This window comes from uncultured Campylobacter sp. (assembly GCF_905373215.1).
GTDB lineage: Bacteria > Campylobacterota > Campylobacteria > Campylobacterales > Campylobacteraceae > Campylobacter_B.
Map to the genome: position 1 here is coordinate 21,452 of NZ_CAJPRT010000018.1, position 10,208 is coordinate 31,659.

General features: G+C 47.8%; 13 protein-coding genes. 10 read left to right on the top strand and 3 right to left on the bottom strand.

The features are described 5' to 3' along the window. The first annotated feature begins 96 nt into the window (after positions 1–96). Positions 97–255, top strand: a complete 159-nt coding sequence (locus QZ176_RS08245) for a hypothetical protein (protein WP_295152719.1) — start codon at positions 97–99, stop codon at positions 253–255. A 41-nt stretch (positions 256–296) separates the two neighbouring features. Here QZ176_RS08245 and QZ176_RS08250 read toward each other — a convergent pair whose 3' ends face one another. From QZ176_RS08250 to QZ176_RS08260, 3 genes are all read right to left on the bottom strand, one after another. Then, complete coding sequence (locus QZ176_RS08250) at positions 297–1,349, bottom strand: HAMP domain-containing sensor histidine kinase (RefSeq protein WP_295152720.1); 1,053 nt, start codon at positions 1,347–1,349, stop codon at positions 297–299. Then, positions 1,346–2,026 (bottom strand): response regulator transcription factor, encoded by a 681-nt coding sequence (locus tag QZ176_RS08255; protein WP_295152721.1) that lies wholly within the window; start codon positions 2,024–2,026, stop codon positions 1,346–1,348. The genes QZ176_RS08250 and QZ176_RS08255 overlap by 4 nt, the downstream gene beginning before the upstream one ends. Before the next feature lie 196 nt (positions 2,027–2,222). Continuing rightward, the gene (locus QZ176_RS08260) at positions 2,223–2,876 is read right to left on the bottom strand and encodes a hypothetical protein (protein ID WP_295152723.1); all 654 of its coding nucleotides are present in this window, start codon (positions 2,874–2,876) and stop codon (positions 2,223–2,225) included. A gap of 426 nt (positions 2,877–3,302) precedes the next feature. Here QZ176_RS08260 and QZ176_RS08265 point away from each other — a divergent pair, with 426 nt between their 5' ends. The 9 genes from QZ176_RS08265 (at position 3,303) to QZ176_RS08305 (ending at position 8,741) form a co-directional block, all read left to right on the top strand. Then, a complete protein-coding gene (locus QZ176_RS08265; RefSeq protein WP_295152725.1) occupies positions 3,303–3,980 on the top strand; it encodes a CsgG/HfaB family protein in 678 nt (225 codons plus the stop codon). Positions 3,981–3,989: 9 nt separating this feature from the next. Continuing rightward, positions 3,990–4,484 (top strand): DUF4810 domain-containing protein, encoded by a 495-nt coding sequence (locus QZ176_RS08270; RefSeq protein ID WP_295152727.1) that lies wholly within the window; start codon positions 3,990–3,992, stop codon positions 4,482–4,484. After that, a complete protein-coding gene (locus tag QZ176_RS08275; RefSeq protein WP_295152728.1) occupies positions 4,481–5,161 on the top strand; it encodes a DUF799 domain-containing protein in 681 nt (226 codons plus the stop codon). Before QZ176_RS08270 ends, QZ176_RS08275 begins: the two co-directional genes overlap by 4 nt. Before the next feature lie 19 nt (positions 5,162–5,180). Further along, a complete protein-coding gene (locus QZ176_RS08280) occupies positions 5,181–5,639 on the top strand; it encodes a DIP1984 family protein (RefSeq protein WP_295152730.1) in 459 nt (152 codons plus the stop codon). Positions 5,640–6,028: 389 nt separating this feature from the next. Beyond that, positions 6,029–6,715, top strand: a complete 687-nt coding sequence (locus QZ176_RS08285) for a tyrosine-protein phosphatase (RefSeq protein WP_295152733.1) — start codon at positions 6,029–6,031, stop codon at positions 6,713–6,715. 493 nt (positions 6,716–7,208) lie between these two features. Then, positions 7,209–7,418 carry a hypothetical protein gene (locus QZ176_RS08290; RefSeq protein ID WP_295152734.1) on the top strand — a complete coding sequence of 70 codons (210 nt, stop codon included), beginning with the start codon at positions 7,209–7,211 and terminating at the stop codon, positions 7,416–7,418. Beyond that, complete coding sequence (locus QZ176_RS08295; RefSeq protein WP_295152736.1) at positions 7,419–7,703, top strand: hypothetical protein; 285 nt, start codon at positions 7,419–7,421, stop codon at positions 7,701–7,703. It begins immediately after the preceding gene. Between the two features lie 361 nt (positions 7,704–8,064). Further along, positions 8,065–8,475, top strand: a complete 411-nt coding sequence (locus tag QZ176_RS08300) for a hypothetical protein (RefSeq protein WP_295152738.1) — start codon at positions 8,065–8,067, stop codon at positions 8,473–8,475. Next, positions 8,448–8,741 (top strand): hypothetical protein, encoded by a 294-nt coding sequence (locus QZ176_RS08305; protein WP_295152740.1) that lies wholly within the window; start codon positions 8,448–8,450, stop codon positions 8,739–8,741. The genes QZ176_RS08300 and QZ176_RS08305 overlap by 28 nt, the downstream gene beginning before the upstream one ends. Positions 8,742–10,208 lie beyond the last annotated feature (1,467 nt).

Below are 10,208 nucleotides of genomic sequence, written 5' to 3' on the forward strand. Positions count from 1 at the left end.
TTGCAGCGCGCGGTAAATTTAAAGTAGAATTCCGACCTCGTCGCGGCGCGCGAGGCGTCCGCGGCAAATCGATATAAAATTAAAGCAGAATTTTATGTGAATGCGACGCGCGACACGCCCGCACTTTTTTACGTCGTCAAAGCTTGTATCATCAAAGCTTGCATCGGCCAGGATTGCGCCGTCAGGGCCCGTATCGTCAAAGCTTACATCGGCGTGACTTGCGCCTGTGGGGCGAAATTTTACGACGAGCTATGAATTATAAGACGCAGCTCATCCGCACCGTCTTGATTTGAAATTTAAAGCGGAATTTTAACGCGCGCCTCGGTTCCGACGCCGGGTTCGCTTTCGTATTCGATCTGTCCGCCTAAAAGATCAAGCGCCGTGCGTACGATGCTAAGCCCAAGCCCGCTGCCAAGCTCCTTATGCGATTCCTCACACTGATAAAATCGGTCAAAAATTTTATCCAGCTTCTCGCGCGCGATGCCGATACCTTCGTCTTTTACGATCACCTGCGCAAAGCCATCGCAAGCGCAGCAACGAATGAAAATTTTACCGCCCGGGCGCGAGTACTTAAGCGCGTTTTCGATTAAATTTCGCCAAATTTGATTTAGTAGCCCCGCGTTTGATCGCACGCTAAGCGGCGATAAATCTAGCTCAAACTCGTGCCCTTCGTAGCTTTGGCTCAGCGATATGATGCATTGCCGCAGCTGCTCGTCGATACGTACCGTCTCATCTAGGCGCACCGCCGCGCCGCTATCAAGCCTCGTTAGCTTTAGCATATCGGTGCAGAGCTTGCTTAAGCGGTTTGCTTCTGCGCCGATGGAGGCTGCGTATCGCACCGCGCGCTCCTCGCTCACGCCGCCCTCTATCATCTCACTTAACGCGGCGATTGAGGAGATCGGCGTTTTCATCTCGTGCGAGACGTTTGAGACGAACTCCTTTTGTAGCTGCTCGTGCTTTTGCAGCTTCTGCGCCATTTTATTGACGTTTACCACAAGCTCGTCCAGCTCGTGCATATAGAGGTAATCGGTGCGGTGTCCGTGCAGCTTGCGCTCGGCGCGCGCCTCAAAATCGCCGTTTGCGATCGCGGTGATCGCGCCTAGTAGCCGCTTAATCGGGCGGAATAAAATTTTAAGCCCGAAGTAAAGCAGGGTAAAATTTAGCGCCATCGTGATCAGACAGATGATCGCGCACAGCGCCACTCCGTCCCAAAAGCCGCCGATCTTGCCACCGATGCCTATGTAAAAAAGCATGCAAACCGCAAAGCAGACGATGAAATTTATCACGCCGAATGCGAGCGAAGAGTAAAATGCGATGAAGCTTTTGAGGCTGATGAGGTATTTTTTCACGCTCGCTCCTTTTTTACGGCTTTGTAGCCGAGCCCGCGCACGGTGATTATCTCAAAATCCTTGGAGTTTTCGAATTTTGCCCGCAGCTTTTTGATGTGCGTATCGACTACGCGCTCGTCGCTGTCCGTCTCGTAGCCCCAAATTTCGCTCATTATCTCAAATCTCGTAAAAATTCTGCCCGCGTAGCTTAGCAGCAGAAACAAAAGGCGAAATTCCTTCGGCGCCAGGCTTATCCGCTCGCCCGCCGCACGGATGCTAAGCGTATCGTAGTCAAGCTCGCTTCCGCCGATGAGTAGCCGCTTTTCGTTCGCGATCTTGGCTCGCCTTAGTAGCGCATGCACGCGCAGCACGAGCTCTTTTAAATTTATCGGCTTGCTCATATAATCGTCCGCGCCGCTTTTAAAGCCCGTCTGCATATCCTCGATCTCGCTTTTTGCCGTTATAATGAGTATCGGCTGGCTCTTGCCGTCGCGCCTAACGTATCTGCTAAGCTCAAAACCGTCCATCTTAGGCATCATCACGTCCGAGATGATAAGATCGAAGTGCGCCTCATCCAGCGCCTCTGCCGCCCGCTTGCCATCGAAGGCGCAGCTCACGCTAAAACCCTCGTCAAGCAGTTTTTCTCTTATCGCCGAGCTCAAAGCCTCGTCGTCTTCGACGAGTAGGATATTAAACATACGACTCCTTTTGTGATTTTTTAAATTTTCGGGATTATAACAAATTTATTTTCAAGCAGACAAAATAAACGGGCGTGATTGTAAGGCGAAAATTAATCGTCGCATTGTCAAACGTGCTCCCGGGCAGTGAAATTTGCCGCTTTACTCGTTTGTGCGCGGCAGTAAAATTTTGTAGTATTTTGTTGCGGATAAATTTTCACTCCTCGCCACTTGCAGGTGCGTTTATTTGCGTGTTTTTATCCTCTGAGGCGAAAATTCTTTTGAACTCAAATTTGAAATAAAACGCCCATAGCAAAGGGCAAACGATCAATAGCGCCTGAACGGACGAAAAAAATCCAAATAATTCCGTCTTAAAAACGATATAAATCGCCAATGCGTAGCTTGCGACAAATACCGCTGCGTAAATAATCGGCAAAAATCGCTTACATACGACCGATAAAAACAGAAGATAGATGCTCGTGGCGATTAAGGATGCGAGGAAAAAAGAGTAAAACACACCTTCTTTTTGATGATAGATATCTACGCGATAATATCCCCAAAAGCACGCTGTCACGAGCAAAATGGCAAGCGCTGCCCATATAAGCGCAAAAGAGTATCTGATCTTTCGCACGAGCAAAAAATGTGTGCATAGAGTGATAAAATAGGCGCTACACGTAAACTCAAGCATAAATACGAATATCCCTTTTCCTATGAAATCCCAGCCATACCAGCGATCAAAAATAAAATGAAAAATTATATAGTAGCAAAGATGGCGTACTGCCAAGAATGCCGCCGTCACCAGAATTGGATGTAGTAGCGGCTTGCCCGTGCGCAAATCTGCGCCTAAATTTTTAAAGTAGCTTTTTAGCATATGGATCCTTTCAAATTTGAACTTTTATCGTTTTTAAGATCGATCCGGGCTGCCTCATTGAAAAAATTGAAATTTCGCAGAGCTTTAGTACGCGCATTTCACCTTGCAAAAATATAAGTTGAATTTTAAAAACATATCGTTTAAACTTCCCTAAATTTCAGCGTAACCGGATGAGTTTAATTTAAATTGAGGCAGAGCTGCGCGCGGTTTTTTTATAAGCTTTTTAAAAGCGGCTCCGCATCGGCAAGCCTCTTTTAAAATTTGCTTACTTTAAAGTGACGCCGCTGTTCGCGCGATCTTTATCAAATTTCCGCGATTTTGACATGGCGTATTTTAAGGCAAATTAATTAAATTTGAAATAAATCGTATCCGTTTTTTTAAGAATTTCTTGCTATCATACGGAAAATTTTTCTTAAGGAGTAAAGAATGAATTTCAAAAAAACCATATCGGCTGCCGTTATTGCAGCTTCGGTGCTGGCGCTATTTAGCGGATGCGCGAAAGAGAGCTCTCGTGTAGTGCAAACTCCTACGGTAGCGAGTTTAAACACCAACTACTCTGGCGAGCGGATCGCCGTGTCGGTAGGACGCTTTAACAACCAGTCCTCTTACAACAACGGCGTGTTCTCCGACGGCGAGGACAGACTGGGCAACCAAGCGCAGACGATCCTTATTTCAAATTTACAGCAAACGGGACGCTTCTCGGTGCTTGATCGCACGAATATGCGCGCCATCAAAGAGGAAAGCGCAATCTCCAAAAGCGCGCAAAACTTAAAGGGCGCCAGATACGTTATCACCGGCGACGTGACTGAATTCGGCCGCAAGACGACCGGAGATCATCAGCTGTTTGGAATTTTAGGCAAGGGAAAGACTCAAACCGCGTATTCTAAAGTAAATTTAAACATCGTTGACGTCAGGACGTCCGAGGTGGTCTTTTCGACTCAGGGCGCGGGCGAGTATGAGCTATCAAATCGCGAAGTGCTAGGTTTCGGCGGCACTGCGGGCTATGATTCGACGCTAAACGGCAAGGTGCTAAGCCTAGCGATCATCGAAGCGGTCAATAATCTCGTAAACGGCCTTGAAAACGGCGCGTTTAAACTAAGATAAGGATTAAATTTGAAAGCAGGTAGCGCTCTTGCGCTTGCCGCTGCGGCCGTGATTTTTTGCGGCTGCGGCGGCGGGACGCGGAATCAAATTTATTACTGGGACGGCAGCTACACGGACTCGACTTATCAGTATCTAAAGCAAGAAGGCGACGTAGGCGAACAGATCGAAGCGCTTGAAAAATCTATCCAAAAGGCATACGAAAAAGGGCTCAAAGTCCCGCCGGGACTTTATTCGCATCTGGGACTTTTATATCTAAGCGCGGGCAACGGCGCGAGGGCGAGAGAGAATTTCGATAAAGAAGCTCAGGCCTTCCCTGAATCAAAGCCGTTTTTAACCTTCGTTACAAACCCGGCCGCGCTTAAAAAGGCTGAGGCTGCGACCAAGCCGGGCGCTGATAAAGTCCAAGGATCAAGCGGACGCGAAGCCGCCAAAAAAGCCTCTGCGAAGCAAGGCAAAGCTGCCGCGAAGCAGGGCGGCAAAACGAATAAAAAGGCTAAAAAATGAAAAATAAAGCTCAAATAGCGATTTTTAGCGTATTCGTGGCGCTGTTTTTTAACGCGTGTGCTCTAAGCGAGCCTGAAATTTACGACTATTCGTCGCTTCAGCAGGCTAAGCCGCGATCGATTTTGGTTTTGATGCCGACAAACGAAACGACCGAAGTGGACGCAGGTGCTGCCGTGCTTGCCAACGCGATCTATCCGCTAAGCGAGGCGGGCTATTACGTATTTTCGCCTGCGCTCGTGCATGAGACCTTCAAAAATAACGGAATTTACGAGGCGAGCGAGATCCAAAACGTCTCCGCGCACAAGCTAAGGCAAATTTTCGGCGTGGACGCCGTGCTATACATGGATGTCGTAAAATACGGCACTTCGTATATGCTGCTAAATAGCGTAAGCGTCGTGGCGGTCAATGCCAAGCTCGTGGATTTGAGAAGCGGCGCGACGCTTTGGGAGGGTTCGGCGCAGGTAAGCGACGACTCAAGCAGAGGTAGTAACGATCTTGTAGGCATGCTGATCTCCGCGGTCATCAAACAGATCGGCGATACCGTCTCCGACGCGGGATACAAGCTCTCTGCGAGCGCAGATGCGATGCTGCTAGGCCAAAACTGCAACAAATGCTTGCTCTACGGCCCGTATTCACCGCACTACGGACAAGATCGACAGCTTGGCGGCAGCAAATAAATTTTAAAAAAGGACGAAAATGAAACTAGCCGAGGCGCTGATACTGCGCGCCGACATACAAAAACGCATCGAGCAGCTAAAATCAAGGCTCGCAGACAACGCAAAGGTGCAAGAGGGCGAGAAACCAAGCGAGGAGCCAAAGGCGCTGCTAGCCGAGCTGGACGCGCTCACAAGCGAGCTTGAGCGGCTAATCGTTCGGATAAATTTAACCAACTGCACCGCAAAGGCAGACGGCAAGAGCCTAACAGAGCTGATCGCTAAACGCGACGTACTCACGCTAAAAGCGGGCGCATTGCGGGCTTTTGCGCAAGCTTCCGCGCAAAAAGTGGATGTTTATTCGCGCAGCGAGATTAAAATCCTAAGCACGGTCGACGTCGCGGCGCTACAAAAGCAGGTAGACGAGCTAGCAAAGCAGATCAGGCAGCTTGACACGACGCTGCAAGGCGCGAACTGGCAGACCGATCTGATTGAAAGCTAAAAGCGTAAAATTTAGAAAAATTTCGGGTAAGTATCGCAAGGGGCGAGCATGAAAACCTTCCCTGCAACGGAACTCTAGCGCTCGCGGAAACGGGCGCACCCCTTTTACGATTTATTTTCAGTAAATTTACAGGGGCAATGTAACTGCGCAATGTAACTACCTAATGCTGATCTAGCGATACCCAGGGCGGGAACGGGGAAATTTAAAAACGAAATTTTGATTTTACGGTGCAGCTTGCTGGCTCGCGGCAAAATTTGGCTGCGATTTGGGCGGGCTTGATGCTCAAATTTCGCGTTAAATTTAGGCGCGCTTGCTATTTTGCATTTGACCCGTATGGCGTCAAATTTTACGCAAAATCATAAAATTTAGCCAAATTTAAAGGATGAAATTTGAAATTTAAAACCCTTGCGCTATCGGTCGCATTTTTCTTTGCTACCGGCGTAAATGCGGAGCTCGCGACAGAAGCAAATTCCATAAATTTTAGAAAAACAAGCGGCGCGGAGCAAAATCTCGCGGACGTAAAAGACGCCAAATTTCAAAACACGCATTTTAAAAATGCAGATACCGCAGCACGCGACACAAACTCGAACTCATCGCAAAAAGCAACCCTCATCGACGAAGCAAAAAATTTCTACCGCGTGGACGAGCTGCTATTTCGCAGCGCTCAACTTGACGGAAGCTACGCCGCAAAGCTGCACGAGCTTGGCATCAAAAGCATCGTAAATCTGCGCCATTTTAGTAGAGGCGGCGACAAAAGGGCGTTTGGGGATCAATTTTGGCTCACGAACAAGCCGCTTCAAAGCTGGGAGATAAAGCCCGCGCAGATCGCGGACGTCTTGCGCACCATTCGCGAGCGCCAAAAGGAGGGCGCCGTGCTCGTGCACTGCTATCACGGAGCCGATCGCACGGGGCTTGTGGTGGCGATGTACCGCGTGATCTATCAGGGCTGGAGCCTGGATGCCGCGCGTAGCGAGATGATAGACGGTGGATACGGCTTTCACTCCATGTGGCAGGATATCGCGGGCTTTTTGACGCCGCAAAACGAAGCGCTCGTAAGAGCCGAGCTTGGAATTTAGACGAAATTCGCCCGTTAGGTCAAGCAGCGGCGAAATTTGCAAATTCGAAGCGCGTGAGCTTGATTTAACAAAAGCTTGTGCGGCTTAAGTTTGACTAGAGCCCGCCTGGCTTAAATTCGGCAGGCTTAAATTTGCAGAATACGCGGCGAGTTATTGTGGCGGGGATATTTGCGGGATGAGCCGCGGCGAGCCTAAATTTTAGGGCGGCAGGGTTTGCGAGCTCGATAGATGGACTTAAATTTAGCGCACCGTTTGCGCGATAAAATCACGCGCTTTAAAATTTTAAAAACGGAGATTGCAAATGATACATCACTTTGCAGATTTGCTAGATCGAAAGGATGATTACTGGGCGATGGTGCCCAACCGCGAGCGTTTTGCATTCGCGCTAAACGGCCCCGTAGCGGATAAATAGAGCCTGCAGATCGCTACTATCGGGACGGATACTCCTTTTTGGGAGCAGATTTTTGAGTGTGGGGATCTGCAGGAGCTCGTTTTGGAATACGTATCGGGATTTTGCGATCTTTCGCCTCTGCGCGAGCTGAAAAGCTTAAGATCGGCGCATTTTGAAAATTTACGCAGAGCGAGCGATTTTTCGGGACTTAGCGGCATGGCCTCGCTGCGATATCTGTGTATCAACGGCACGCTGGATTGGGATCAGCCGATTGTAGATTTCGAGTTTCTCAAAGGCTTATGCAGTCTTTAAGTGCTAAAACTAACCTGGGTGAAGTGCAAGGCTCCATATCCGGCGCTTTTGCCGCTCGCCGCTCTTAAAAATCTAAAAAAGATAAGTCTGTATCCGCACGCCTTTGCGCTGGAGGAGTATGCGCTTGCGCAGCTTATTTGCGAGGGCGTAGAAGGTGCGCAAATGCCGCTTGCGGTGGAGTTTAAAGATACCGGCTATGTATATTTTTTAGGGCGAGGCTCGGGATATACCAAAATAGGGGCGAAAAACGAGCTGCAAAGACGCGCGGAGTTTGAGCAAATTTGAGGCGTGCAAACAAAAGACGCGAGAAATTTTAAATATATAGATATCGCTAAAATTTTACTCTTTGCGGCGAGTTAAATTTAAAACCGTAAATTTCTACAAAGAAGCAAAGAGACCTTAAAATAATAAAATTTAAGTTGTAAAATTTTACGCATTTTTATACTTAAAATTTTCATACTTTTTCAAATATGCGCTCACGTCGACGCCGCGTACGTATCACAACCAAAATCGGCTAAATTTTAAAAGCCTGATTTGCGCTTGTAGCGACGGGGCGCGTAAAATGCCGCAGATATTAGAAAAATATCCGTAAATTTAGCCGAAATAAAGTAAAATTTGAAGGACAAATTCAGCAAAAGGAGCGATCGTGGAAAATTTATTACTAGCGCAGCTGCGCGAAGCGCTACCGCAGGGCATGCGCGTGCCGAGCGAGACCCAGGCGCTTTATGCGTGGATCGAAGCAAACGGCTTTTATGACGACGCGGGCGGACGCGGACGCGGCTATCTCTATCCGCAGGATCGGCTGCAGCAGAGCTGGAGCGATGATGAGCGCGAGGGCGGCACGGACATCGTATTTTTCACGGATGAGCCGAAAAATCGCGACGAGGAGCTAAGGTATTGGTTTTACGGCGAGGATCGCGAGCTTGCCGCGGAGATCAAGCAGAGGCTCTGCGTGTTCGCAGGCAGCGGCTCGGAGGGCTCGATGTGTGCGCTGTGGCTGGATGATGCGGGCGAGGCTAGACCCCGCACATGGGCTCCGGCTCGGGCTCGATCATGACCTGCGTTTTGGCTCGCAATGGGCTTGATTTTTTGCGATTGCTCGCGATCGGATACGATGAAATCTGCTGGGATGAGGATTTTAGTGCGCCGCCAAACAGCGACGACTTTATCGTGCATCCAAACGTAAAATTTCAGCAGTGGTTTAAGGACACGTTTAAAACGACGATCCCGCAAACTGCGTTTGAGCTCCTCACCTCCGCGCATATGGACGACGAGAACCCGAGCGATGAGTTTTTGATCTGGGTAAATCGCATCGCAGAGTGAAATTTAAAGCGGCTTTTGCGCCGCTTAATGAAGTATTGCGGGGTTTGCTTTCGTAGGAAACCTTTAAATTTAAGCTTTTGCTGGCTAATTTAAAGAGTACAAATTTAAGGGGTGCCTTTGGTTAAAATTTAATGGCGGCGGTATCCATATAGAAAAGCATTAACCATCCATTACCGCTTTTGCTGCTCTTAAAATTTGTAATAAATTTGCTCGATAGAATTTAACTCTTTGCAATGTAACGGCGAAATTTCGCAGTGATCTGAAATGCGGGTGCGATGTAAGTTGCCGCGTCTTTAGAAATCCAAATAAATTTAGCTAAATTCCGCGTGGATGAGCTGATGATATATCAAACACATGGAGGTTCTGTCGGTTTAGCAAAGAACTGATTGAGATTAAATTCTAAAGCAGAAAAAACAAGGCTAAAAGCTTTTCAGTAGTTTTGGCGATAGGTTGTCTTTAAGTGTCGTATCAGAAAAATTGTGACCGCATCGACGTAGGCAGCGCGCGCAGAGCAAAAAAATGGTGCGCATCAGTATCGGCGTAGCGCTTTTAGACTTCGTATGAAAGATCGCATCGATCCTGTTGTCAAATATCTGCATAAATTACGACGGATTTTTATCTAGGGCATGAGGGGCGAGCTACAGGCATATCCAGCGAATACGTCTTTGCAGCTAGCTGTGCGCAGGCATTTAAAAGACGGAAAGTAAAAGTGAACAAGTTAAAATCTGAAAGTATTAATAGCTGCGCAATAGGCAAATTGCGCTCAGTGGCGAAGTGAGCGCAAACTTTTTGGCAGCTTTGAGCTACCTGCACGCGCGTAGGGTAGCAGGCGCTACTTTACTTTAAATCTCTTTTTGGATCTTGGGCTTGCACTCGCAGAGCAGCAAGCACTAAGCAGCTAGGCGTGGAGGTATCGTATTTTGCGCCACTTTCGCAGTAGTTCTCTTTTATACCTGCCGGCTGACACGCTTTCTAGCAATATGATTAATGCTGTTTTAGCATTGATGAGGATGAGCTTGGTGAGTGCAATACAAGCCCGGTAGCGTTATAGTGAACGCGCGACTTACACATTTAATAATTTAACGGGGAGTTTGAAGTAGTGCTGCGGCGAACGTGCATAGATTTTTAGCGCTTTGTGGAAATTTAAGACGAGTATTATTGCGAGCGGGTGCAAATTTTTAGGTAAAATTTTATGCTCATTGATTTTTATATGGCTGTACTAAAGTATGCTTCATATGGCAATTTCTTATAAATTTTAACGTAAATTTTGCGCCATTGGGGAGGTGGAGTAAAATTTACGATCAAAAGGGTGGGGGATTATGTCAGCAGGCTGCGTGTGCAACGCAAAAATAGCGATACAGGAAGCGTATCGAGTAGTGCGGATGAAAAGAGACGATCTTCATCCGCCACTTTTTAAAATAAAATTTCGCGACTAAAAAAGCGATTTTGCCTTTGTAAATTTTAAAA